The sequence below is a fragment of the Ruegeria sp. CH11 genome (assembly GCF_056537105.1).
Genome location: NZ_JBQFQX010000002.1, coordinates 13,698 through 38,538, shown reverse-complemented (window position 1 = coordinate 38,538; position 24,841 = coordinate 13,698). Strand labels below are relative to the sequence as shown.

Sequence of the window (24,841 nt, the reverse complement as noted above, 5' to 3'; positions counted from 1 at the left end):
AAGCATGAGAGGAAGACTATGACCGGAAAACTGCTTGCGATTGTACTGCTGGTCTCGGCCCTAGCCGCCGGGATCGGTATGTATTACCTGCAAATTTACGGGTTCTACTATGATGTCGAAGCGAAACCCGGACAGGATGTGGCGCTGGTGGCCCAAGGCGCAGAAGACCCGACGGCCATTTCTTACACCGCCTTTCAGGCGATTGATGCAGACAGTTCACCGATCCGCTATCGTGCTTGTTTTGAAACAGACCTGACGCATGATGACCTTCGCGCCTATCAAACAGTCGAGGATGCGGAACCCCTGACCGCACCGGGGTGGTTCGATTGCTATGACGCGGCCGCTCTGGCTGATGCGCTGAAATCGGGGCAAGCGCAGGCCTACTTGGGGGTCAAGAACGTCCACTACGGTGTCGACCGAATTGTCGCCGTCACCCAAGACGGTAAAGGATATGTCTGGCACGCGTTGAACAATTGCGGTGAGAAAGCCTATGACGGGACCGTGGTTGGCGAGGAGTGCCCGCCCCGGCCAACCGAATGAGGACCGCATGAGCGCCGCAACCGTTCATATCCCAGATTTTCTGACCGCAACGCTGGGGTTCGCGGTCTACCTTCTGGGGGCCGAGATCAATGCGCGCGTCGCCGCATTGCGGCAGTTCAACATCCCCGAACCCGTCAGCGGAGGGTTGCTGGCCTCTCTGGTCGTGCTGCTGCTGTATCTGGTGTTCGATATTGAGCTGTCTTTCGAGCTTGGTACCCGGGACTTTCTGCTTGTCGTGTTCTTTGCGGGCATCGGTCTGAACGCGCGAATCTCAGATTTGATTTCGGGCGGCAAGCCCCTGTTTTTGCTTCTGATCCTGACACTGATCACGATCATAGCCCAAAACGTACTGGGCGCATTTGGTGCGTCGCTGTTCGGATATCCCACGCAAGCCGGGGTTCTGTTTGGCTCTGCTGCATTGATCGGAGGGCACGGTACGGCAATTGCATGGGCGCCCGAAGTGGCCGAAGTTACCGGGTTGGACGGCGCGACCGAACTGGGCGTTGCGGTGGCGACGCTGGGTTTGGTTCTGGCGGCGCTGATCGGTGGTCCGATTGCCAAGTATCTGGTCGAAGGCCGCAGCCTCAGCCCGTCGCGTCCCAACGAAGAACACACGATCGGCCTGCCGAACGACCCGACCGATGCGGACACCAAAATCGACCACCTGACGATCATGCGGGTGCTTCTGTATCTGAACCTCGCCATTATCGCGGGCTATTTTCTGGGCGAAGTCATCAGCGCTGCCGGGCTGAAGCTACCGCTGTTTGTACCCTGTCTGATCATGGGAATTGTCATCGCCAATCTGCGCACCGCGCTTGTTCCCAATCGGCCTCCTGTATCGCAGACACCATCTTTGGCGCTGATCTCGGAGTTTTCGCTGGGTGCCTTTCTGGCCATGTCGCTGATGAGCCTGCAATTGTGGACCATAGCGGAACTTGGGCTTGCGATCGTTGTTATCATGACGGCCCAAACGCTCTTTGCGCTTGTATTCGTTATCTGGGTGCTGTTCCCGGTCATGGGCTCCAACTACCGCGCCGCTGTGCTGGCAGCGGGCTTCGGCGGTTTCGCTTTGGGCGCAACCCCGACCGCGATTGCAAATATGACCGCCGTGACCAAGCGATATGGCCCGTCGCCTATTGCCTTTATCGTGCTGCCCCTTGTATCCGCATTCTTTGTGGATATCGCCAATGCCATCGTCATCCAGACGATCGTCAATTTCTAAGGACCGAAAATGCCCGACCTGCTGATCGAACTGTTTTCCGAGGAAATCCCCGCGCGCATGCAGACGCGCGCCGGTGAAGACCTGAAAAAGCGGATCACCGACGGTCTGGTCGAGGGCGGTCTGACCTACGCCGGGGCTGCTGCGCTGACTACACCGCGTCGCCTGACGCTGGCGGTCGAAGGGCTGCTGGCAGAAAGTCCCACGATCCGCGAAGAACGCAAGGGTCCCAAAGTCGGCGCGCCGGACAAAGCCATCGAGGGCTTTTTGCGCGGCGCAGGCCTGACCCGGGATCAATTGGAAGAGCGGGATACGCCCAAAGGGGCGGTCTATTTCGCCACCATCGAAAAACCCGGCCGCCCGGCTGCCGAAATCGTGGCCGAGGTTCTAGAAGCGACGATGCGCAACTTCCCGTGGCCCAAATCAATGCGCTGGGGCAGGGGTGGCATGCGCTGGGTGCGTCCTCTGCACTCGATCCTGTGCATTCTGTCTGACGACTCCGGTGCGCAGGTCGTGCCGATGGAGGTTGAAGGGATCAAATCCGGCGACACGACCGAAGGTCATCGCTTTATGGCGCCGAACCGGTTCTCGGTGACGTCTTTCGACGACTACGCGGCCAAGCTGAAGCGCGCCTTTGTGGTCCTGTCGCCCGAGGAACGTGCTGAGCACATCTGGAACGACGCCCAGAACATGGCCTTTGCCGCCGGTCTGGAAGTGGTCGAGGACAAGGGTCTGCTGGCCGAGGTGGCCGGGCTGGTCGAATGGCCGGTGGTTCTGATGGGGCAGATTGACGAGGAATTCCTCGAATTGCCGCCCGAGGTGCTGCAGACCTCGATGAAAGAACACCAGAAATTCTTTTCCATGAAGAACCCCAAAACAGGCCGGATCGAACGCTTTGTCACCGTCGCCAATCGCGAAACCGCCGACAATGGCGCGACCATTTTGGCGGGGAACCAGAAGGTGCTGTCGGCGCGTCTGGCGGATGCCAAGTTCTTCTGGGAGAACGACCTGCGTGTCGCCAAATCGGACATCGCCCAATGGACCCGTGCGTTGGAAAACGTGACCTTCCACAACAAGCTGGGCACGCAGGCCGAACGGATCGACCGCATCGCCGCGCTGGCCCGCGAACTGGCCCCGGTGACTGGGGCAGACGCGGACCAAGCTGAGAAAGCCGCGCGTCTGGCCAAGGCCGATCTGAGTTCCGAGATGGTCTATGAATTCCCGGAATTGCAAGGGCTTATGGGGCGGTACTATATCGAAGCAGCTGGCGAAAACGCTGCCGTCGCCGCCGTGGCGCAGGAGCATTACTCGCCGTTGGGACCATCGGATGACGTGCCAACCGCGCCGCTCTCGGTGACCGTGGCGCTGGCCGACAAGCTGGACACGCTGACCGGGTTCTGGGCGATTGATGAGAAACCCACCGGCTCGAAAGACCCGTTTGCTCTGCGAAGATCAGCGCTGGGGGTCGTAAGACTAGTTTTGGGCAACAATCTGAGAATTGGCCTAGCCTCTCGAACGATTGAGCGCCATTTGCTCGCTACTCTTATCGCAGTCAAAGGCAGTGAGGTGCGCGCGAAAGGCGATGCTATTGGCAAAAGTGGGATAGCAGAATACCTGTCCAACGATCAGCTGCAAGAACTGGCTTACGCTGTCGTGGACAGCGATGGGACGACAACCGAAGAACGGCATTTGTCACGACTGGACAAGGACAAGCTAAACCTCCTCTCCTTCTTCCATGATCGCCTCAAGGTCTTCCTCCGAGACGAAGGCATCCGTCACGACATCATCGACGCTTGTATCGCGATGGAGGGGAATGACGACCTCAATCTGCTGGTCAAACGCGCCCGCGCGCTGAACGCGGTGATTGCGACCGAGGATGGGGAAAACCTCGTACAGGGCTTCAAGCGTGCCAACAATATTCTGACCCAGGCCGAGGAGAAGGATGGCGTGGAATACTCCTATGGCGCGGACATCAAGTTTGCGGAAACCGACAGCGAGAAGGCTCTGTTTGCGGCGCTGGAGGCAGCCAAGGCCAAGATCGACCCGGCCTTGAAGGCCGAGGACTTCCCGGCCGCCATGGCCGCGATGGCCACGTTGCGCGGGCCGGTAGATGCGTTTTTTGAGGATGTGCAGGTCAATTCCGACAATGACATCCTGCGTCGCAACCGTCTGAACCTGCTCAGCCAGATCCGTCAGGTCTGCTCCAGCGTTGCCGATCTGACCCGGATCGAGGGCTGATCCAAGGGCGCGCGCGTTCCTGCGCGCCCAGAACGCCCTTGCGTGAGGGGCGCAGGTGCCTATGCTGCGGTGAAACCAAAAGGTGCCGCAGTGCAGAATAATCCGCATACAACGCTTATCACCGCTGACGCCCCTGTTGCCGCCGACACCCATGGTGGCCGGGCGAAGTGCCTGCAACGACTGGCCCGGCTGGAATTGCCGGTGCCCCGGACGGTGGCCCTGTCGTTTGAGGCCGTGCAGCAGATTGCAAACGGTCAATTCCCGGACATGGCCGCCATTCTTGAACAGTTCGACCCGTCTTCGTTGTTGTGCGTGCGTCCCAGCTCGCAAGACCCCGATTGGGGCGGCCCCGGTGCGGTTTTGAACATCGGGATGAACGACGCACGCTATTTGGATGTGTCTGCCGAGATGGGCCGGGATGCGGCGGCAGCGTTGTATCTGAGGTTCGTGCAAAGCTATGCGATGCATGTGGCCCGTCTGGACCCTGATGTGTTCGACGATATCGAGGCAGACGGGCGCGAGGGGCTGAGCCTGTCCTTGCGCGCCTATGAGGACGAAACCGACGAGGCATTCCCCCAGGATCGAGGCGAGCAACTGATCGGAGTGCTGCGGTCGATGGCGCGTGCGTGGGACGGAACCTCGGCCCGGCTGCTGAGGCAGGCCAAGGGCGCCCCTGCGGACGCCGGTCTGGGCCTGGTGATCCAAGAGATGATCCCGGGCGTCGGGCAGGGCGAATGCGGATCAGGTGTACTGCAATTGGTTGATCCGGCCACCGGTATGCCGCAGATCACCGGCCGTTATCTAAGCCAGAGTCAGGGGCGCGATGCGCTAGGTGAGGGGGTCTCGGCCCTCTATCTGGAAAAGGATCCACGCGGGCAGTCGCTGGAAGATGTGGCCCCCGAGGCATTTGACGAGCTCAAAGCGCATGCCGCCCTGATGCGTGAAAAGTTGCGGGAAGAAATGCAGGTCGAATTCGTGATCGAAAACGGCCATGTGCATATTCTGGACGGAGTTCGGGTTCCGCGCGGCTCTCGTGCATCAATGCGGATTGCGGTGCGGCTGGCCGAGGATGGCATCATCCCGCAGCAAGAGGCGGTCATGCGGATCGATCCGCATTCTCTGAACGAATTGCTACACCGTCAGGTTCACCCGGATGCCGAGCGCGACGTGCTGACAACCGGCATTGCCGCAAGCCCCGGGGCTGCGACCGGGCGCGTCGTTTTCACCGCAGCCGAGGCGCAAGCCAGCGCGGCGCGGGGCGAGCCGTGCATTCTGGTGCGCCGTGAAACCTCACCCGAAGATGTGCGCGGAATGCACGCCGCCGTGGCGGTTCTGACGGAAAAGGGCGGCATGACCAGCCACGCCGCCGTGATCGGGCGCGGTTTGGGGCTGCCCTGTATCGTCGGCGCGTCAGAGATGCGGTTTCAGACCAAGAAAAAGCTGCTGACGGCGCCGGATGGGCGCACCTTCAAAACAGGTGATACTCTGACGATCGACGGGTCATCCGGCCAGGTCTTGGCGGGGCAGCCCGCAATGCTTGAGGCGGCATTGGACGATTGTTTTCAAACCCTTATGTCCTGGGCCGATGCCGAGCGCGACATTGCCATTCGCGCGAATGCCGACACCCCCGCCGACGCGCAGACCGCACGAAACTTTCAGGCGCAGGGAATCGGATTGTGCCGCACCGAGCATATGTTCTTTGATCCCGGTCGCCTGACTGTGATGCGCGAGATGATCTTTGCGCAAACACCATCGGGCCGGGCAGCTGTTCTGGAACGCCTGCTGCCAATGCAGCGGCAGGATTTCGTACAACTCTTCCGCATCATGGAAGGTCAGCCGGTCTGTATCCGCCTGTTCGATCCGCCGCTGCACGAGTTTCTGCCGACCACCCGCACTGGCCAACGCGAGCTGGCCGAAGCGCTGGATTTGCCGGTGTCCGATGTCGAACGCCGCGTGGACGCCATGAGCGAATACAACCCGATGCTGGGTTTGCGCGGGGTCCGACTGGGTGTCACCGTGCCAGAGATCTACGACATGCAGGCGCGCGCGATTTTTGAAGCAACGCTTGAGGCCAGCAAGGACGGTGCACCCGTTGTGCCCGAGGTGATGATCCCGCTGGTATCCGCCAAGCGAGAAGTCGAGCTGGTCAAGGCGCGCATCGATACGGTCGCTGCCGAAGTCGCCTCGGAAAAAGGGCAAGAGATCAATTATCGACTGGGCGTGATGGTGGAAACCCCGCGCGCCTGCATGCGCGCCGACGAGATCGCGCCGCATTCGGCGTTTCTGAGCTTTGGCACCAACGATCTGACGCAGATGACCTATGGGCTGTCGCGCGATGACGCTGGGCGGTTTATGTCCGCTTATGTTCGGCTGGGTGTATTCAACGAAGACCCGTTTCACGTACTTGACGCGGATGGCGTCGGTGAGCTGTTGAAACTGGGGGCTGAGCGCGGGCGCCAAGCACAACCAGACGTTACACTTTCTGTTTGTGGCGAGCATGGGGGAAACCCCGAATCAATCGCCATCTGCCGCGCGCTTGGATTTGACTATGTCTCGTGCTCACCCTTCCGGGTACCCGTCGCTCGGCTATCTGCCGCTCAACTGGCGATTTCCTCCAAACTTGGGGGTTGACTTAGCCTCAAAGCCCTAGAAATAGTGGGTTTGGGATGGAATGGTGGCCAAAGTTTTTTGGGCACCTGCGCAAGATTCCTCTTGCGTTTTCCACAAAACTGGACGTTTGCCCTCGTATCGGGTATCAGCCTCCTCGCGCCCGCCGGGGGAGGGTTTGGCGCGTTTGTGTGCCTGTGCGAGGTTATCTGATGAAACGCTACATAGTGGCTGTTGCCTTAGCGGCGGCAACCGTGCTGCCGAGTCTGTCCGCTGCCGAGAGGCGGGGTGTCGAAACCACAAAAAATGAACTGGTCGCCCGGAATGAACTTCCGGCGCAGAGCTTTCGCGACTATCTGAAGCTGTTCAAGCCGCGTAAAGCGCCGGAACCGGTCGAAATCTCTTACACGAAAGCCTGGCTGGATCAGCTGCCCAAGGCATCAGGGGACGAACATTTTCGCTGCCTGGCCGAAGCGCTGTATTTCGAAGCGCGCGGTGAAAGCATCCGTGGTCAGTTTGCCGTTGCCGAGGTGATCCTGAACCGCGTCGACAGCTCTCGCTTTCCCAATTCGCTGTGTGGCGTGATCAATCAGGGAACCGGTAAGAAATACCAATGCCAGTTCACCTATACCTGCGACGGTAAGAAAGAAGTCATCCACGAAAAACGCGCCTATGAACGTGTGGCCAAGGTGGCCCGCGCTGCAATTGACGGCGTGAGTGATGAGATGACGTCTGGTGCAACGCACTACCACACCAAGGCAGTGCGTCCGTCCTGGTCGCGGGTGTACAAAGAAACCGCCCGGATCGGCGTTCATATCTTCTATCGCCACAATTACCGCACCGCCAGCAACTGAGAACCGGCCGAATGTCGCGCGTGACGCCGCATTCGGCGGGTAGAATGGCGCTTGTCGCGATGCTATAGGCCCTCGGGACACCTAAATTGGGTGAACTCTTCATGTTGGCAAAGGGCCCGACCCATGAGTTCTGAGATTCGTCTTGCCTTCGCGCATCCATCCGAGCGTTCGGAGGCGACAGCCACGCGCGGTCCGTTGGATCGCATCTCGTTGCGCGACCACATCGTTGATGTCGAGATTGGTGCGTTTCAGGCCGAGCGTGGCACCACGCAGCGTATCTGTTTCAATATCGTGGTCGAGGTGCGCCCTCTGACCGATCCGATTGACGATGATGTTGATCGTATTCTGTCCTATGACCGTGTGACCGAAGCGATTGCCTATGAGCTGGCCGCCGAGCGATTGAACCTGTTGGAAACGCTGGCGGACCGCGTGGCGGAACGGATATTGCTTGAGCCGCAGGCTGTAAGGGCCTTTGTTCGCATCGAAAAACTGGATCGTGGGCCGGGTGCTCTGGGTGTCGAGATCGTGCGTGGCAAAGACGCGGTTCACGCCGAGGTCACCGAGGAGGAGCGCCCGCATCCGCGTCTGGTTTTTCTGTCCAACGCCGCCATCGCATCGGACAATCTGACCGGCTGGATTGACCAGTTGGAAAATCGTCAACGCCCCCTGATCCTCTGCGTTGGCGCGGCGGATATGGCCGTTCCGCAAACAGGACATGCGATGACGCAGCGCCGGATTGACCTTTTGGCGATCGAGCAGAATGCCTGGGTTCTGGCCGCGCGCGATCACCGCTGTGTTGTGGTCTCGACGCGGACCGAACTGGATTGGGCGATGAAGAACGGTCAGATCTGCGTCTGGGCCCCGTCGAAAATCGTTCTGGATGCGGTGGATGGTCCTTCCGCTGCTCCGTCTGATGCTGTGGCGCTGGCGGCGTGGTTTGCGGCGACGTTCGAGGCCAGCGAGATGCTGGTGATCGGAGGCGAGTTGCCCGATGCGCCGAAAACGCCCCTGCGTGCGGTTTCCACAGCGCAGGCCAAGCTGTGACCACATATTACCGGCCATTGGTTCAACATGGGCCAAACAGGCCTGCCGGTGCGATGCCGCTGGCGGGGCAGGAATTGTGGTTCACCCATGCCGAAGCTCTTGCCCGCCACGGATCCGCAGAAATTGTTTCCGCACAAGAAGTTCCGCCTGAAACCTCAACTAGATTGACAGCGCCGCGCGCGGCCATCGCTGGCCTGGACATGGCAACCTCGCAAATCATGGGCATCTTGAACGCCACTCCGGACAGCTTTTCAGACGGCGGAGTTCATAATTCGGTTGATGTCGCACTGGCGGCGGCCAGAGACATGGTTGCGCAAGGTGCCAGCATCCTGGATATCGGCGGAGAATCGACGCGCCCAGGTGCAACGCTGGTCCATGAGAAAGAAGAGATCGCAAGAACGCAGCCACTGATCGAGGCGATCCAGGCCGAAACAAACGCGCTGATTTCGATCGACACGCGGAAAGCGGCGGTCGCTCGGGTTGCGCACGAGGCTGGCGCGGGCTTGATCAACGATGTCTCGGGCTTCACCTTCGACGCGTATCTGGCCCCGTTTTGTGCCGAAACCAAAGTGCCTGTCTGCGTGATGCATATGCAGGGTGACCCCGCGACGATGCAAGATGATCCACAATACGATGATGTGGTTTTGGACGTCTTTGATTTTCTTGAAGGTCAGATCGCAAAGCTGGTTTCGCTTGGCCTGCCACGGGACATGATCATCGTCGATCCCGGTATCGGTTTCGGCAAGACCGAGGCGCATAATCTTGCGCTTCTGCGCAATCTCAGCCTGTTTCACGGTTTGGGTTGCCCAATTCTGCTGGGCGTATCCCGGAAGGGCTTTATCGGACAGATCGGTAAAGAGCCACGCAAGGACGCGCGCGCGCCCGGATCGATCGCGGTTGCTTTGTCGGGTCTGTCGCAAGGCGTGCAGATCCTTCGTGTACATGATGTCGCTGAGACTGCTCAGGCCTTGCGTCTGTGGGCTGCTGTCCGGTAATCGGTTCGAAAGAAGTTTCAGGAGATCTACACATGCGCAAGCTGTTCGGAACCGATGGGGTGCGAGGCACCGCCAACACGCACCCGATGACGGCGGAAATGGCGTTGCGCATCGGTGCCGCTGTGGGGCGGTATTTCCGCCGCGACGCCTCGGGCGTGCACCGGGTGGTGATCGGCAAGGATACGCGCCTGTCAGGGTATATGCTCGAGAACGCTCTGACGGCCGGGCTGACCTCGACCGGAATGAACGTGCTGCTGCTGGGACCGGTGCCGACCCCTGCGGTTGGGCTGATGACTCGGTCGATGCGCGCTGATTTGGGCGTCATGATCTCAGCCAGCCACAATCCGGCCGAAGATAACGGCATCAAATTCTTCGGGCCAGACGGATACAAGCTGTCCGATCAGGCGGAAGCTGAGATCGAACAACTGATCGAGCAGGGTGTCAGCCCGGCGCAGGCTCAGAACATCGGCCGTGCCCGTCGGGTGGATGACGCCCGTTTCCGCTATGGTGAACGGGTGAAATCGTCGCTGCCGCGTCAGGTGCGCTTTGATGGCCTGAAAGTGGTGGTCGACTGCGCCAACGGCGCGGCCCACCGCACAGCGCCCGAAGTTCTGTGGGAGCTTGGTGCCGAAGTGATCCCGGTTGGTATCTCTCCGAACGGTAAGAACATCAATCTGGATTGCGGATCGACCAAACCGCGTGTGGCGGCGGAAACCGTGGTCTCGCATGGTGCGGATGTGGGCATTTGTCTGGACGGTGACGCGGATCGCGTCGTTGTGATCGACGAAAATGGTCAGGTGGCCGATGGCGATCAATTGATGGCGCTGCTGGCCGGTGCCTGGTCGCGAGCAGATCAGTTGAAGGGTGGGGCGCTGGTTGCAACGGTGATGTCGAACCTTGGGCTGGAACGGCACCTGACCGGACAGGGTTTGCGTCTTGAACGAACGGCTGTGGGCGACCGCTATGTGGTCGAGCGCATGCGCGAGGGGGGCTTTAACCTGGGTGGTGAGCAATCCGGCCATATCGTGATGAGCGACTATGCCACCACCGGAGACGGCCTGATGGCTGGTCTGCATTTCCTGTCCGAGATGGTTTTGACCGGGCGCAAAGCCTCGGAACTGGCGCGGCAATTCGAAACGGTGCCGCAACTGTTGAAGAATGTGCGCTATCAGGCGGGTCAATTGCCGCTCGAAGCGGCTAACGTACAGGCGGCGATTGTTGATGCCGAAGCACGTCTGAGCGGGCAAGGCCGCCTGCTGATCCGCAAATCCGGGACCGAGCCGCTGATCCGCGTCATGGCCGAGTGCGAGGATGATGCGCTGTTGCTGCAGGTGGTCGACGGCATCGTGGCCGAGGTCGAGGCGGCAGCCGGTTAGCGTCCGATCAGCATTTTTCGCAGACTGAACCATTGGCTGATGGCCAAACCGGTCAGGATCATGATCAAAGCGATATAGAACCGCAACGGCAGCGCCTCGGACAGAACCCAGGCGCCGAAAACCATGGACCAGATGGGTACCTGGTAGTTGACGAGGTTCATGAAGACCGACCCGGCGCTGCGGATGACAGATACGCGAAGCAGTGTTGCAAACGCGGTTGGTATCAGGCCCAAAACGATGATGGCAAGGCTAGAGCGGTTGTCTTGCCAGGTTGGGACTCCTTCGGTGATCAGCATAATGGGTAGCAGGATTACCGCCCCGACAACCAACGACAAAGCGGCCAGTGTTACCGGGTCAATCGGTGGGCAGCGTCGGGTCAGAATTGACGAGCAGGCATAGCAGAGCGCAGCCCCGATGCAGGCCAGCTGTGCCAGTGGAACCGCGCCCTGACCCAATTGAGCAAGACCCGGCCCAATCAGCACCAACGCACCAGAAAAGCCAAATAGCACACCAACAAGGCGACGTAGATTCAGCGGTTCGTCCGAAAAGAAATGCGCAAGTGGCAGCACCATCAGAGGTACCGCAGCCATCGAAAGGCCCGCAAAAGCAGACGGCACATATTGTTGGCCCCAGCTCAGCAACATGAAGGGCAGCGCGGTCGACAGGGACCCGATGAAAAGGATTGATACCCATAGCGAGGTGTCGAGGCTTGGCAGCCGACGCCCCGTCGCCTGCATCAATAGCAGCAAAGTGAGCGCACCCAATGTGGTCCGAGCTGTTGCGACGGTCACCGGCCCATAGCCTTCTAGCGCTAAGGCAACCACCATGAATGTGGCACCCCAGATCAAGCCGAGCGAGAAGACACCGGCCCAGTCGCGTTGGTTGGGTTGTTGAATCATTTCATCCCCTTATCCCGCGTCGTGATCAGAGTCACGCGGTGATATTGACTTATTGTAAGCTTTCACTTACGGTAAGTAATGACTTACGAATTGGCATTTTCAGCTCTGGCAGATCCAACCCGAAGACGGGTGTTTGAGGTATTGGCAGGCAAGCCTCGGGCAGTGGGCGAAATTGCCGCCGAATTGCCTGTCAGCCGACCTGCAGTGTCGCAGCACCTGAAGGTGCTATCTGACGCGGGATTGGTCATGAGCCAAGCAGAAGGCACGCGACGGATCTATGCCGTAAGATCCGAAGGGTTGGCAGAACTGCGCGCCTGGCTGGATCAGTATTGGTCCGATGTCATGAACAGCTTTGCCGAAGAAGTTAACGAAGGGGGAGAGGGCCAATGACCGAGCCAATTGTTAAGACCGTGATCGTCAATGCCTCGGCAGAACGCGCCTTTGATATCTTCGTCAATCGGATCGCGAAATGGTGGCCTCTGGGCGGTCATGCTGTTTCGGCATCGAAAGGCAAGCCAGCGCTTGCTGTGGTTATCGAACCTCTGGTCGGCGGGGCGATCTACGAGACAATGTTCGACGGAACACGTGCCGATTGGGGGAAGGTGTTGGAATTCGATGTCGGGCACCGTTTGGCATTTACCTGGCATCCGGGGACCAACGCTGACAAACCAACCCGCGTGGACGTCGCTTTCGAAGATAATGGGGCCGGGCAGGCAACGGTGACGTTGACGCATTCGGGTTGGGAAATCTGGGCCAGCGACGCCCCGGACAAACGCAGCGGGTACGATTCCGGGTGGGATTTTGTGCTGGGGCAGTGTTTCGCGAACGCGGTCACCGCATGAAAAAGGGCGGCCACCGAGGCCGCCCGTTCACTGACTGAAGTCAGGTTTAGTTCTTTTCTTTGTCGACCATCTTACCGGCCGAAATCCATGGCATCATGCCACGCAGCTTGGCGCCGGTTTCTTCAATCATGTGCTCGTCATTGGCACGGCGCGACGCTTTGATGGTCGGCTGACCAACGGCGTTTTCCAGCATGAAGTCGCGAACGAATTTACCCTGCTGGATGTCGTCCAGAACGGCTTTCATCCGCGCTTTGGTTTCGTCGTATTTCAGGATACGCGGGCCGGTGACGTACTGGCCGTACTCTGCCGTGTTCGAGATCGAGTAATCCATGTTGGCGATGCCGCCTTCATAGATCAGGTCAACGATCAGCTTCACCTCGTGCAGACACTCGAAATAGGCCATTTCGGGCGCGTAGCCAGCTTCGACCAGAGTTTCAAAACCGCAGCGGATCAATTCGACCAGACCACCACAGAGAACCGCCTGTTCACCGAACAGGTCGGTTTCACATTCTTCGCGGAAGTTGGTTTCGATGATGCCCGAGCGTCCACCACCGATGGCCGAGCAATAGGACAGGCCGATTTCCAGCGCTTTGCCGGTTGCGTCGTTGTGAACGGCGACCAGGCAGGGCACGCCGCCGCCTTTGGTGTATTCGCCACGCACGGTGTGGCCGGGGCCTTTGGGGGCCATCATGATGACGTCGACGCCTTCTTTCGGCTCGATCAGGCCGAAATGCACGTTCAGGCCGTGGGCAAATGCGATGGCAGCGCCTGGCTTGATGTTGTCGTGGACGTATTTCTTGTAGGTCTCGGCCTGCAATTCGTCGGGCATGGTGAACATGATCACGTCACACCAGGCTGCCGCTTCGGCGATACCCATGACCTGCAGACCTTCGGCTTCGGCTTTCTTGGCCGAAGGCGAACCTTCGCGCAGTGCGATGACCAGGTTCTTGGCGCCCGAGTCGCGCAGGTTCAGCGCATGGGCGTGGCCTTGCGAGCCATAGCCCAGGATAGCCACTTTTTTGTCTTTGATCAGGTTGATGTCGCAATCGCGATCGTAATAGACGCGCATTTTGCCGGTCCTTTCTGTTTCAATTGCGGTGGTTTTATCTGGGTGAATGGGTATTGGCGAGTGTTGTAGAATTGAGTATTTAGGAAAAAGGCGAAGATTAATTCTTCAATAAAGAAAAAAACGTGAAAATCATGCTCGATGATCTTGATCGGCGTATCCTGCGCCAATTTCAGGCCGAACCCAGCCTGTCGGCCGCAGAACTGGCGGAACGATGCCGCATAAGTCCGGGCGTCTGTTGGCGGCGGATCGAAAAGATGCAGGCGGCCGGGATCATTGAGGGGCAAGAGGCGGTGATCGACTGGGCCGCGCTTGGCTATGCGGTTGAGGTTTCCTTGCGTGTCACGCTGGACAAGACTCAAGCGCGCGCCTTTGACGAGTTTACTGCCGCGGCTCGAAGCGTGGCCGAGGTCATCGAGATTCAGACATTTCTGGGACGGGTGGATGTGCGCTTGTCGGTTCTGGCGCGGGATATGGCGCATTATCAGCAGGTTTATCGCGATCGCATTCTGACGCTGCCCCATATCGCCGATATCGAGGCCCTGATGCATATCGCACGGGTCAAGCACGATGAGGGGCTGCCGGTATGACCGAATTGGACGAAATCGACCGCAAGATTTTGCGCGCGCTGGCCCAAGACGCGACGCAAAGTGCCGGGGCGCTGGGGCGGCGTTTTGGGCTGTCTCAGCCCGCTACATGGCGGCGCATTCGCAGGCTGGAGCAGGCAGGCATCCTCAAAGGGCGTCGCCTGCGGCTGAATGCCGAGGCGCTGGGTTTTGGCGTCACCGTGTTTCTAGGGGTCAAGCTGGCCCGCAAAGGGCATGTCAGCCTTGAAGATTTTGAACGCGCCGTAAGCGCCATTCCCGAGGTTCAGACCGTCGAGCATGTGCTGGGGCTTTACGACTATCGTCTGCGGGTGGTTGCGCGCGATCTCTCGGATTTCGAACGCGTGTTGCGGCGTCGGATCATGACCTTACCAGGGGCGGGCGACGTCGAGGCCAACGTGCTGCTGAGCGAAGAACGCTTTCCGGGACCGATCGGATAGGCCGGTATCAGTACCTCGACCGGATGCAGTATCCCGGGTGATGTGTCATGCGGGCAAATGTCATCGGGGTGCCGTCACGCCACGTCGTCCGCTCGAGCTGTATCATAGAAGTCCCGGTCGTGGTGCCCATGAATTCGGCCAAACGTCCGTCAGCGGATACCGCGCAGAACGAGATTTCCGCTTCGGTAAAGGGTGCAGCGCTCAGCAACCATTCATGCGGTCCGCTATTGTTCAGGTCGGCATGCTCGACCTCGGGGACGGCACCAATGTTGATCCAGCGTTCTTCAAGTTGGAAAGGTCGATTATCGGCGTAGTGCATGCAGATCACATGCAGGACCCGCGCATCGGGTTCGACATTCAGCTGTGACGTCAGCCAGCCCGGGCTGTAGACGACTTTGCGCTCGACCAAAGCGTAGCGATAGGCCGAGTTCTGCTTTTCGACTGCCTGCCGGGCCAGCGAAATTTCCAGCTTGGCCTGTTTCTGCGGTTCCTTGGTGACGCGCGTCCCGCTTTTGCGTTTGCGCTCGACAAAGCCTTGTTCGGCCAGCTCGCGCAGGGCGCGGTTCACCGTCGCTCTGGCACAGTTGAATTCCTCTGCCAATTGGGTCTCGGTCGGAAGCAAAGACCCTTGCGGCCAGATGCGCGACTCGATCCTGCGTTTGACTTCATCTCTTACTACTTGAAAACTGATCCGCTTTTGCGAAGCCACTGGCGGTAATATCCTTCTTACTCAAAGTCAGCGTATCTGCTCAGAAACACGTCACGGTGTAAAGAGATGGTGACACTGGTTGGCGTCATTTCGTCCATTTGTTGCATGGGGAGTTTTAAAATAAAACCTTGGGTTGCTCTTTCCGTTAGGTCAGTTGGTCGCATTTCTTTGCGGCTTTACCGTTGCGTCAAGACAGTGCAGAAACGATTCAGCCAAGGAGAGGACAGATCATGCCAGCTTTGTTGAACACCGTTGACCCCGATGGTCTCGAGGAGTTTTCGGTCGTGTTTACCGACCGTTCACTCAATCACATGTCAGCCGGCTTTCAGCAGGTGATGCGCGATATCTCGGACATGCTGCGCGACGTTTATTGCGCTAATGGGGTTGCGATTGTGCCCGGTGGCGGCACCTTCGGGATGGAGGCCGTTGCACGACAATTTGCGCGCGGTGCAAAGGCGGTTGTCGTTCGGAACGGGTGGTTTTCCTATCGATGGAGCCAGATTTTCGAGGCCGGAGGGCTGACCGCCTCGTCGACGGTGCTGAAAGCGCGGCAAACCGGCAATTCCAGCCCGTCACCATTTGCCCCTGCGCCGATTGATGAGGTCGTGGAAACAATCCGCGCGGAACGCCCGGATATCGTCTTTGCACCGCACGTCGAAACATCAGCCGGAGTGATTCTGCCCGACGATTATGTGACTGCGATGGCGGCCGCTGCGCACGAGGTCGGCGCGCTGATGGTGCTGGACTGCATTGCTTCGGGCTGCGCTTGGATCGATATGAGGGCGACTGGCGTGGACGTCCTGATCTCGGCCCCGCAAAAAGGGTGGAGCGCTACGCCTTGCGCCGGGCTGGTCATGCTGTCGGAACGCGCCGAGGCCAAGCTGGCCGAGACAGAATCGGACAGCTTTGCCATCGATCTGAAGAAATGGCGGCAGATCATGCAGGCGTATGAAAACGGTGGTCACGCCTACCACGCAACGATGCCGACGGATTCACTGCGCGCCTTCCGCGACACGATGATCGAAACGCGCGACTACGGGTTCGAAAAACTGCGCGAGGCGCAATGGGTCTTGGGCGATGGCGTTCGGGCGCTGTTGCGGGAGCGGGGTATCGTTTCGGTCGCGGCGGACGGGTTCGGCGCACCAGGCGTCGTGGTCAGCTACACCTCGGATCCCGAGGTGCAGAACGGCAAGAAATTCGCAGCCCTCGGGATGCAGATCGCCGCTGGTGTGCCTCTGCAGTGTGACGAGCCGGAAGGCTTCAGCACCTTCCGTCTGGGCCTGTTTGGTCTGGACAAGCTGTATGATGTTGATGGCACCGTTGCGCGTTTGACACGGGTTCTGGACCAGGTGCTTTGACCGGGTGGCGGGCGGAAGCCCGCTCAACGGTCTATCGCACGCCAAGACCCATCTGCATCAACGTCTTGCGCACGGGCGGCATGGAATAGAGCGCGTTCAGCCCCATCGCCCGCGCATCCCGCAAAGGCCGCGCTTCGATCATTGAGGCGCGGTTCAGCAGATCGATCCCTTTGACCCTTAGCGTGATGTCGGTGTGGCGGGCCTTGTGATAGGCATCCAGCATCTGCACCTCGCCCAAACCATCGGGTTTTGCCTGCGCCAAGTCCAACAGACAACGCAGATCGCCAAGCGACAAGTTCAACCCCTGTGCCCCGATCGGGGGCACCACATGAGCAGCCTCGGCCATCAGTGCGATACGTTCTCCTGACAACCGCTCGGCGGATTGGGTTATGATCGGCCAGATCGTCCGGCGTGAAGCGAGTTTTAGCGGCCCAAAAAGCCCGCAGGACCGTTCGGTCATTGCGTCCTCGAACGCCGTCGCGTCGAGGTTCAGCAGTTCAACCGCCCGCGGGCCGCGTTCCATCCAGACAATGGCTGACGAGGGCTGCCCCTGCCAATCCGGCAGCGGAACCAGCGTGAAGGGGCCTCCTGACCGGTGGATCTCGGTCGAGACGTTGTCGTGGGCGATCGGGTGCGTAACCGCGAAAGCAAGTGCCTTTTGACCATACCGGATGGTGTGGGCGGCGATCCCGGCGGCCTCGCGCATCGGTGATGTGCGGCCGTCTGCAGCGATCACCAGTTTGCAACGGACTCGGCTGCCATCGCTCAACCCAACGCGCGCCTCGGCGGTCCGGGTGAACAGGCTGACCGTGCCGACACCGGGTCGAAAGTCGACGCTGGGCAACTCGGCAAGGCGGGCGACCATTTCCCGTCTCAGCAACCAGTTCGGCAGGTTCCAACCAAATGGCTGGTCCGAGATATCGGCGGCATTGAAATCGCGCACGACGCGCGGCTCTGGTACATCTCCGCCAGCGTCGACGATACGCATGATCTGAAGCGGTGCAGCGTCAGACTCAAGCCGTTGCCAAAGACCGCATTGATCAAGCAATGCGCGGGCCGGTTGCAGAAACGCGGTGGTGCGCATGTCCGACCCGTCAACGTCTCGCTCTGTCACCGGAGGCGTCGGGTCGACGCAGATCACATCATAACCTGCAGCACCAAAGGCCGCGGCGGCGGTCAGCCCCGCAATACCACCGCCGGACACAAGGATATCACAACTGTCGGTCATGGCGCTTTTCTCCGTCTTACGCAGACCCTAGTGTGCTTTTGCCGCATCCGCCAAGTGACATCCTGTCCCGTTTTCAGCCGCGCGAAATCAGGATGAGGATCAGGAACATCACCGGCACCATGGCCAGCGCTGGCAGGTATAGCCCGGGCAGACCAAAAAGCAGCGCTGAACAGCCCCACATGCTGAAAATAGCCGCGGCTGTATAGCCCAGATCTTCGGGATCGCCGTCCGCCACATCCCGTGCCATCCAACCAAAGAGGGGGACTGCAAAAACAAGGCGCTGCCAGATGGGCAGACGCCGGGGTATTTCGATCGTGGCCATGATGCCTCCGGCTCTGTTCGTCGCTAACGGGCATATAGGGTTGACGCTGCGCGTGCAGAATGTGCGGATCGTCGCAGTGTGACAGCCTACCGCAGCTGAGCCAAAAAGGCGGTTAGATCGTCTGTGTGATGGTGAATGTGATCGGCGCTGTGCGGGTCGGGTGCGACGTGAACCGTGCGCATCCCCATCTGATGCGGGGCTGCCAGATTGCGAGGGTCATCCTCGAACATGGCGGCTTTTTCTGCTTCGATCCCATCTTGCGCAAATATAGTCTCAAAGGCCGCCCGTTCGGGCTTGGGTCGGTACCCCGCATGCTCCACACCGTAGATCGCGTCAAACAGCCCGGTCAGACCGCGCGCCGCCAGAACACGTTCTGCATACGGGGCCGAGCCGTTGGTGTAGACGATGCGCCGTCCGGGCAGGGCACGGATGTGATCGGCCAGTGCCGCGTCGGGTTCCATATGGCTCATGTCGACCTGATGCACCGCATGCAGATAGGGGTCGGGGTCCAGATCATGCTCGGCCATCAACCCGGCCAGAGTGGTTCCGTATTCCTGCCAATAGTGCGAGCGTAGCCTGTCCGCCTCGGACCGTTCCACGCCGATTGCCTGCACTACATAGTCCGTCATCAGAACTTCGATCTGATCGAACAATTGCATGTGTGGCGGATAAAGTGTGTTGTCCAGATCGAACACCCATTGGGTGACATGTGCAAAAGCCGGTTTAACCATGATCCCGGGTGTAAGCCGCGCGCGCGAGGTTTTCAACGGTCGCACTTGATTGCGGTCCGTTTCGGCGGATAGACATGTCCGAACGAGGAGTAAACACATCCCATGCCCCAATCCAGACAGTCCCACACGGATGCCTATAGCCTGATACTCGAAGCCATCGACGTGGGGGTCTACAAACCCGGTGATCGTCTCGTCGAAAGCGAGCTGGCCGAGCGGTTCGGCGTTTCACGCACGCCTATTCGCGAAGCGCTGCAACGGCTCGAGACCCAATCGCTGCTGGAACGGGACGGTCGGTCGCTGATCGTGGCGTCGCTGGATCACAACCAGATGGCCGAGCTGTATGTGGTGCGACGCGAGTTGGAGGGGCTGGCCGCGCGACTGGCCGCACGCCACGCAACACCCGAAGAAATCAAGGTGCTGCAAGAGATGGTTGCCGCTGATGACGCGTTGGTAAACGACCCGACCGCTTTGTCGCGCGCGAACCGTCGCTTTCACGAACAGATTCATCTGGCCTCTCACAACCGTTACCTGGTGCAGCAATTGGATTTGGTTCATCGCACCATGGCTTTGATGGCGACGACCTCGCTTGCGGTGCAAGGGCGCGGCGAGATTGCCCAAAGCGAGCACAAAGGGATTGTCGAGGCTATCGCGGCGCGCGATGAAGATGCAGCCGACAAAGCGCTGAAAGAGCACATCTCGGTCGCATTCATGACGCGGCTGAAACAAGATGCTGTTCAGCGCGAAAAGTAGGCCGGATCAGACCGCCAGATCTTCCTCTTCAGCATGTCCATGCTGGGTTTTGTCCCAGTAGAACGGGGCCACCACGAGCTCCCATAGTGCCTTGTAGGCTGCCAGCACGCCAAGTGGGAAATACAGAGCCATGGTCGGCGTCCAGGGGATCAGGAAACGCCTGTTCCCAGCGGCAACGCCAAGCGAGCCTACCAGAATATTCGCGATCTCGGCCGCGATGAAAAGATAAAGGCAAGGCGTCAGAATGCTGGCAGCGACCTTGCCATCGAATGGATGAGGCAGGCCAAACGTGGCCAACCAGAAGGTCCAAAGCACTGGGGCCAGCAGGAATTGCCCAAGTGTGCCGAGAAAAAATGCCTGCACACCCAGAAACTGTTTGATCCCGAGCTGTTGCAGCAAGCGCAGCGGGGTGCGCATGTGCACGAGATAGGTCACCATGAACCCTTTGAGCCAGCGCGAGCGTTGCTTCACCCACGGCCAGGCGCGAAAGTTGGCCTCCTCATAAGTGGTGGTGTTCACGATGTCGGTGCGGTAACCCGCCCGACACAGCCGCACGCCCAGATCGGCGTCCTCGGTCACGTTATGCGCATCCCATCCGCCCAGTTCCAACAACTTGTCGCGCCGGAAAAAGAAAGTCGTGCCCCCAAGAGGCACGACCAGGCCCAGCCGCGCAATCCCGGGCAGGATCACGCGAAACCAACCGCTATATTCGATCGTAAAACAGCGCGACCGCCAGTTGGTGCGCGGATTATAGTAGTCCAGTACACCCTGAAGGCAGACGACCTCCTCCGGTACCTGCTCGAATTTTTGCGCGACAGTTTCAAGCTGATCGGGAACCGGCGCGTCTTCGGCATCCCAGACCCCAACGATTTCACCCCGGCAGAAATCCAGCGCATAATTCATGGCACGAGGTTTGGTGGTCAGGGTGCCGCGTTCAGGCACCTCGATTGCGCGTATCCAGCTGGGAAGGTCTACCCGCGCCAGCGCCTTGCGCGTGACATCGTCGCTCTCTTCCAGCACCAAAATGACATCGAGCAAAGCTTTGGGATAGCTCAACCGCCGCAACCGCGTGATCAGCGCGTCAGCAATTTCGCGTTCCTTGTAGAGCGGCACCATGATCGAGATACAGGGCAGGCGGGTCGGTCGGTCGTCGCGTTCGGTGGTGCCCGACCTCCAGTTCAGCAGTGTCACGGCCGAGCCAAAGACGCGAAAAACCATGAAAAGCGAGAGTGTCACGACAGCAGCCCAGAACAGGTCGGCCAGCCCGATCTTTGGCGCCATGGCGGCAGCGGCGCACAGGGCCAGCACGACCGAGGCCGCCCGTAGCCGCGATCCTGCCTTCCAGTTGCGACAACTTTGCAAGGGCTCGACGCGTGTTTCTGCGGATTTTGCAAGTTGTCCAGAATGACATCGGGCAATCGCAGCGTCGATCTGTTCAGTTCCAGCCAGAACCGGCACAACGGTCAGGCCGCAATCACGCAGGGCTTTGGAAACGTTGGAAAACTCATCCGGTCGCGCGGTTGCCACCAACAGCAATGGCCCCATCCGCAGCCAGGGCACCACGTTGTGTTCCAACCAGAAGCTCACTGGTTTCAACTCGCACAGTTCGGCGGTCGGAGGGGCCTTTTCAAGATCGGCAATTTGCCAACCACTCTGATCGGACAGGGCGGCCAGTACGTCCTGACGGCTGGCCCATCCTTCGGCAACAAGTATTTCCCCGAGCGGCGCTTTCTGCTGGGCCTGCATCTGTAATGCCCGCACCAGCTGTCGCCGCGTGATGATCCCCCGATCAACCAGACAGGCCCCCAAAGGTTTGCGCGACTGCGGCCCTGGAACCGGCTTAGCCGATTTCAGCCGCTGCAAATTCAGATCAACCATACGCAAACCCTGCCAGTACCAACGTTCGGCAGGTTTGCTGAAACAGGGTTAACGGTCGGTTAATAGGGATGAATCTGCGGTTAAACCTGTGCTTTTCGTTCCGCCATCGCGGCCGAGAACCGCTCGAACAGATAAAAGCTGTCCTGCGGGCCGGGCGAGGCTTCGGGGTGGTATTGCACCGAATAAACCGGGCGATCCACCATCCGAATGCCGCAGTTCGATCCGTCAAACAGCGACTTGTGGGTCTCGACGACGCCCTCGGGCAGGGATTGCGCGTCAACAGCGAAACCGTGGTTCATCGAAGTGATTTCGACCTTGCCGGTCTCAAGGTCTTTGACCGGGTGGTTCGCGCCGTGGTGACCGTGGTTCATCTTGACCGTTTGCCCGCCCAGCGCCAGCGCCAGCATCTGGTGTCCAAGGCAGATGCCGAACACGGGCAGATTGGTCTTGTCCAGAACCTCTTTGATCATCGGCACGGCATATTCGCCGGTTGCTGCCGGATCGCCCGGGCCGTTCGATAGGAAGACCCCATCGGGCTCATGCGCCAGAACCTCGGCGGCGGTTGCGGTCGCAGGCAGAACGGTCACGTCGCAGCCAGCCGAGGCCAAGCAGCGCAGTATATTGCGTTTGGCGCCGAAATCCAAAGCAACGACCTTGTGTACTGGGTCGTTCTGGCGGGCATAACCATCCGGCCACGCCCACCGCATTTCGTCCCAGCGATAGCTTTGGGCACAGGTGACGTCCTTGGCCAGATCCATGCCTTCCAGACCTGCAAAGCCACGCGCGGCAGCGACCAGCGCCTCAATGTCGAAATTGCCTTCCGGGTCATGCGCCAGTGCCACGTGCGGGGCTCCTTGCTGGCGGATGGCCCGGGTCAGGCGACGGGTGTCGATGCCACCGATGGCAATGCGGCCGCGCCGCTCCAGCCAGGTTTTCAGTTCTTCGGCCGAGCGCCAGTTTGATGGTTCGGTCGGATCCCATTTGACCACCATGCCAGCGGCGACCGGGTCGCTGGTTTCATCATCTTCCGGGTTCACTCCGACATTGCCGATATGCGGAAAGGTGAACGTCACAATCTGACCGGCATAGGAAGGGTCGGTCATAATTTCCTGATAACCGGTCATGGCGGTGTTGAAGCAAAGCTCGGCCACGGTCTGACCGGTTGCGCCAAAACCCATACCGTAGAACAGGGTTCCGTCGGCCAAAGCCAGACATGCGGTGGGCTTGGACGGGGCGTTCTGGGCCATGACGACGACTCTCCTGCAAGGTAAATCGGCGCATACCTAAGGGGGTTGCGCGGCCGGGTCAAGTCTGTTCAAATTTTGGGCTATCTAGCAAAATCAATGGTTTAGATGTGATTGCAGGCAGTTGTGTCCCCCTTTTTGTTTCGATATTGTCAAGGTTCCTTTGCCATGGGGATGGATAGAACAAATGGATATGCGATCACGGGTGACCACCGCCCTGAAGCAAGCAATGAAAGACAAACAGGCTGAACGCCTGTCGACCTTGCGTTTGATCAATGCCGCAATCAAGGATCGCGATATCGCGACGCGCGGTGGCGACAGTGATGAGGCCAAGGGCTGTGGGGACTCGGATGTCCTTGAAATTCTTGGAAAAATGACCAAGCAGCGCAAGGAAAGTGCCCGGGCCTACGAAGAAGGCGGCCGTCTTGACCTGGCCGAGCGCGAGCTGCGAGAGGTTGAGGTCATCGAAGAGTTTCTGCCCAAGCAGCTGGATGATGACGAGGTCTCCAAAGCGATCCAGACCGCGATCACGGCCACCGGAGCGGGTTCGATCCGCGATATGGGCAAGGTCATGGGCGAGCTGAAAACGCGTTACACTGGCCAAATGGACTTCGGCAAGGTTGGACCGATGGTCAAAGATCACCTCTGCGCCTCGACGAACGGCTGCTAGGTTCAGGCTGCGGGTGCGCGCAGCCTTTCCACCAAATCGTCATACAGGGCAATGCGCTCCTCTTCTGAAAGGAACGCACCGATTTCGACCTGCCGTCCGTCACCGATCAGCGTGATGTAGTGGGGCACTGGGCCGCCGTGCACATGCAGTTCTGGTCGCGCCCAGTAACGATTGCAAGTCCACTCCAGATCGCCCCGGCGCGGGTCACGGTGAACCAGGTGCGCCTGCGTCGCGCTGAGCGTCAAAACCTCGGACGCGCTGCGATCGCGATAGTTCCTCTCGAACGCCAGCCAGAGGCCAAGAACGGTCAACAGCAGGAACGGCAGCAACCCCCACAACAAAACCGAGCCCAAAACTGCAATCAGCGGGATCAGACCAAACAGGAAAACTGCAAGAACCACTCCCATCGCCCCGCGTGGGGGCAATGAGTTGTGAGGCCAAAGGCGCAATTGCTGATCCCCATCCGGGGTCCGGGTCCATTCATATGGCATGGCAGGAACCTAGCTTGAGCTTTGCCAAAGTCGAAGTGCTAATCAGACGACGTGTCCGACCCGCGCCCAGGACAGAGCGTCATCCAGCCTGTCATCGCCCCAAAAAACTTCTCCGCGCACAACAAAGCTTGGTGCACCAAAAACGCCAAGACCCGTCGCAGTCTCGGTTTCGGCCTCTAGCGCTGCGACCGTGTCGGGACTGCGCGCGCGGGCAATGATCAGGCGCGGGTCTTGCTGGCAGCGGTGCAGCGCCTCGGAAATGGCGGCGTCACTCCCGGCCTCGATGCCGTCTTCGAACCAAACACGATAAAGCGACTGCACATAGTTTTTGCCCCAACCTTCACCCATGCCCAGTACAGCCACCTGATTGGCTAGCGCCAGATCAGAAATCGGATAGGGCGCAGGCAGGCTGGCATGGATATGATACTTGGCAGCGCGACGTTCGATATCGCGCCACATATAGGCAGACTTTGTCGGCTTTCCCGCGAACGGGACATTTTGCTGAACCGTCATCACTGTACGCACGTTGAAAGGCCGCCAACGTACGGTCGCATCGTGTTCGTTGCTCCAGTCGTCCAGCCGCATGATCGTCAGGAAGCTGTAGGTGCTGCCGATGGAAAACCAAAAGTCGATTTCGGGCATCTGGAACCTCCGATCTGACGGATAAGTCGTGCCAACCAGAATAGCCTATTTTTGTCGTTCTGGCGACTTGCTGGAGAGTTGTGGTGCGCCAGG

The 24,841-nt window shown here is 59.4% G+C and carries 25 protein-coding genes; 15 read left to right on the top strand and 10 right to left on the bottom strand.

Going from position 1 to position 24,841, the window contains the following annotated elements; translation table 11 throughout:
* Positions 1-18 precede the first annotated feature (18 nt).
* The 8 genes from ACR0LX_RS04035 (at position 19) to glmM (ending at position 10,873) form a co-directional block, all read left to right on the top strand.
* A complete protein-coding gene (locus ACR0LX_RS04035; protein ID WP_480782665.1) occupies positions 19-540 on the top strand; it encodes a DUF6446 family protein in 522 nt (173 codons plus the stop codon).
* A gap of 7 nt (positions 541-547) precedes the next feature.
* The gene (gltS, locus tag ACR0LX_RS04030) at positions 548-1,762 is read left to right on the top strand and encodes a sodium/glutamate symporter (protein WP_480782664.1); all 1,215 of its coding nucleotides are present in this window, start codon (positions 548-550) and stop codon (positions 1,760-1,762) included.
* Between the two features lie 9 nt (positions 1,763-1,771).
* The gene (gene glyS, locus ACR0LX_RS04025; RefSeq protein ID WP_480782663.1) at positions 1,772-3,997 is read left to right on the top strand and encodes a glycine--tRNA ligase subunit beta; all 2,226 of its coding nucleotides are present in this window, start codon (positions 1,772-1,774) and stop codon (positions 3,995-3,997) included.
* Positions 3,998-4,066: 69 nt separating this feature from the next.
* Entirely contained in the window at positions 4,067-6,628 is a 2,562-nt protein-coding gene (locus ACR0LX_RS04020) for a putative PEP-binding protein (RefSeq protein WP_480782899.1), read from the top strand.
* 188 nt (positions 6,629-6,816) lie between these two features.
* Positions 6,817-7,458, top strand: coding sequence for a cell wall hydrolase (locus ACR0LX_RS04015; protein ID WP_480570520.1), 642 nt, complete (start codon positions 6,817-6,819; stop codon positions 7,456-7,458).
* 123 nt (positions 7,459-7,581) lie between these two features.
* On the top strand, positions 7,582-8,502 hold the full coding sequence (locus tag ACR0LX_RS04010) for a dihydroneopterin aldolase (protein WP_480782662.1): 921 nt from the start codon (positions 7,582-7,584) through the stop codon (positions 8,500-8,502).
* On the top strand, positions 8,499-9,497 hold the full coding sequence (folP, locus tag ACR0LX_RS04005) for a dihydropteroate synthase (RefSeq protein WP_480782661.1): 999 nt from the start codon (positions 8,499-8,501) through the stop codon (positions 9,495-9,497). The genes ACR0LX_RS04010 and folP overlap by 4 nt, the downstream gene beginning before the upstream one ends.
* A 32-nt stretch (positions 9,498-9,529) precedes the next feature.
* The gene (glmM, locus tag ACR0LX_RS04000) at positions 9,530-10,873 is read left to right on the top strand and encodes a phosphoglucosamine mutase (RefSeq protein ID WP_480570511.1); all 1,344 of its coding nucleotides are present in this window, start codon (positions 9,530-9,532) and stop codon (positions 10,871-10,873) included.
* On the opposite strand, the gene ACR0LX_RS03995 is transcribed toward glmM, so the two are convergent.
* Entirely contained in the window at positions 10,870-11,772 is a 903-nt protein-coding gene (locus ACR0LX_RS03995; protein ID WP_480782660.1) for a DMT family transporter, read from the bottom strand. The two genes, glmM and ACR0LX_RS03995, sit on opposite strands and share 4 nt — an antisense overlap.
* 78 nt (positions 11,773-11,850) lie before the next feature.
* On the opposite strand from ACR0LX_RS03995, the gene ACR0LX_RS03990 reads away from it, so the two are divergent.
* Entirely contained in the window at positions 11,851-12,162 is a 312-nt protein-coding gene (locus ACR0LX_RS03990; protein WP_480782659.1) for an ArsR/SmtB family transcription factor, read from the top strand.
* A complete protein-coding gene (locus ACR0LX_RS03985) occupies positions 12,159-12,614 on the top strand; it encodes an SRPBCC domain-containing protein (RefSeq protein WP_480782658.1) in 456 nt (151 codons plus the stop codon). The genes ACR0LX_RS03990 and ACR0LX_RS03985 overlap by 4 nt, the downstream gene beginning before the upstream one ends.
* 46 nt (positions 12,615-12,660) lie before the next feature.
* Here the strand turns inward: ACR0LX_RS03985 and ilvC are convergent, their stop codons facing one another.
* The gene (gene ilvC, locus ACR0LX_RS03980; RefSeq protein ID WP_480570502.1) at positions 12,661-13,683 is read right to left on the bottom strand and encodes a ketol-acid reductoisomerase; all 1,023 of its coding nucleotides are present in this window, start codon (positions 13,681-13,683) and stop codon (positions 12,661-12,663) included.
* A gap of 131 nt (positions 13,684-13,814) precedes the next feature.
* Between ilvC and ACR0LX_RS03975 the strand changes: the two genes are divergently transcribed.
* Positions 13,815-14,270, top strand: a complete 456-nt coding sequence (locus tag ACR0LX_RS03975) for an Lrp/AsnC family transcriptional regulator (RefSeq protein WP_480782657.1) — start codon at positions 13,815-13,817, stop codon at positions 14,268-14,270.
* A complete protein-coding gene (locus ACR0LX_RS03970) occupies positions 14,267-14,725 on the top strand; it encodes an Lrp/AsnC family transcriptional regulator (protein WP_480782656.1) in 459 nt (152 codons plus the stop codon). The genes ACR0LX_RS03975 and ACR0LX_RS03970 overlap by 4 nt, the downstream gene beginning before the upstream one ends.
* 7 nt (positions 14,726-14,732) lie before the next feature.
* On the opposite strand, the gene ACR0LX_RS03965 is transcribed toward ACR0LX_RS03970, so the two are convergent.
* Positions 14,733-15,434 (bottom strand): GntR family transcriptional regulator, encoded by a 702-nt coding sequence (locus ACR0LX_RS03965; RefSeq protein WP_480782655.1) that lies wholly within the window; start codon positions 15,432-15,434, stop codon positions 14,733-14,735.
* 230 nt (positions 15,435-15,664) lie between these two features.
* On the opposite strand from ACR0LX_RS03965, the gene ACR0LX_RS03960 reads away from it, so the two are divergent.
* Positions 15,665-16,792, top strand: coding sequence for an aminotransferase class V-fold PLP-dependent enzyme (locus ACR0LX_RS03960; RefSeq protein WP_480782654.1), 1,128 nt, complete (start codon positions 15,665-15,667; stop codon positions 16,790-16,792).
* A 31-nt stretch (positions 16,793-16,823) separates the two neighbouring features.
* Here the strand turns inward: ACR0LX_RS03960 and ACR0LX_RS03955 are convergent, their stop codons facing one another.
* The 3 genes from ACR0LX_RS03955 to ACR0LX_RS03945 form a co-directional block, all read right to left on the bottom strand.
* Positions 16,824-18,020 (bottom strand): UbiH/UbiF family hydroxylase, encoded by a 1,197-nt coding sequence (locus ACR0LX_RS03955; protein ID WP_480782653.1) that lies wholly within the window; start codon positions 18,018-18,020, stop codon positions 16,824-16,826.
* A gap of 73 nt (positions 18,021-18,093) precedes the next feature.
* Complete coding sequence (locus ACR0LX_RS03950) at positions 18,094-18,342, bottom strand: hypothetical protein (protein WP_480782652.1); 249 nt, start codon at positions 18,340-18,342, stop codon at positions 18,094-18,096.
* A gap of 86 nt (positions 18,343-18,428) precedes the next feature.
* Positions 18,429-19,073, bottom strand: coding sequence for a pyrimidine 5'-nucleotidase (locus ACR0LX_RS03945; RefSeq protein WP_480782898.1), 645 nt, complete (start codon positions 19,071-19,073; stop codon positions 18,429-18,431).
* Between the two features lie 102 nt (positions 19,074-19,175).
* Between ACR0LX_RS03945 and ACR0LX_RS03940 the strand changes: the two genes are divergently transcribed.
* Positions 19,176-19,823: a GntR family transcriptional regulator gene (locus ACR0LX_RS03940; RefSeq protein ID WP_480570482.1), complete on the top strand. Its 648-nt coding sequence runs from the start codon at positions 19,176-19,178 to the stop codon at positions 19,821-19,823.
* 6 nt (positions 19,824-19,829) lie between these two features.
* Here ACR0LX_RS03940 and ACR0LX_RS03935 read toward each other — a convergent pair whose 3' ends face one another.
* Complete coding sequence (locus ACR0LX_RS03935; protein WP_480782651.1) at positions 19,830-21,701, bottom strand: glycosyltransferase family 2 protein; 1,872 nt, start codon at positions 21,699-21,701, stop codon at positions 19,830-19,832.
* Positions 21,702-21,781: 80 nt separating this feature from the next.
* Positions 21,782-22,948: a glutamine-hydrolyzing carbamoyl-phosphate synthase small subunit gene (gene carA, locus ACR0LX_RS03930; RefSeq protein WP_480782650.1), complete on the bottom strand. Its 1,167-nt coding sequence runs from the start codon at positions 22,946-22,948 to the stop codon at positions 21,782-21,784.
* A gap of 184 nt (positions 22,949-23,132) precedes the next feature.
* Between carA and ACR0LX_RS03925 the strand changes: the two genes are divergently transcribed.
* Positions 23,133-23,615: a GatB/YqeY domain-containing protein gene (locus tag ACR0LX_RS03925; protein ID WP_480570473.1), complete on the top strand. Its 483-nt coding sequence runs from the start codon at positions 23,133-23,135 to the stop codon at positions 23,613-23,615.
* Positions 23,616-23,617: 2 nt separating this feature from the next.
* Here ACR0LX_RS03925 and ACR0LX_RS03920 read toward each other — a convergent pair whose 3' ends face one another.
* Positions 23,618-24,106: a DUF2244 domain-containing protein gene (locus tag ACR0LX_RS03920; protein WP_480570470.1), complete on the bottom strand. Its 489-nt coding sequence runs from the start codon at positions 24,104-24,106 to the stop codon at positions 23,618-23,620.
* A gap of 42 nt (positions 24,107-24,148) precedes the next feature.
* On the bottom strand, positions 24,149-24,748 hold the full coding sequence (locus tag ACR0LX_RS03915; protein WP_480782649.1) for a DsbA family protein: 600 nt from the start codon (positions 24,746-24,748) through the stop codon (positions 24,149-24,151).
* Between the last annotated feature and the right edge of the window lie 93 nt (positions 24,749-24,841).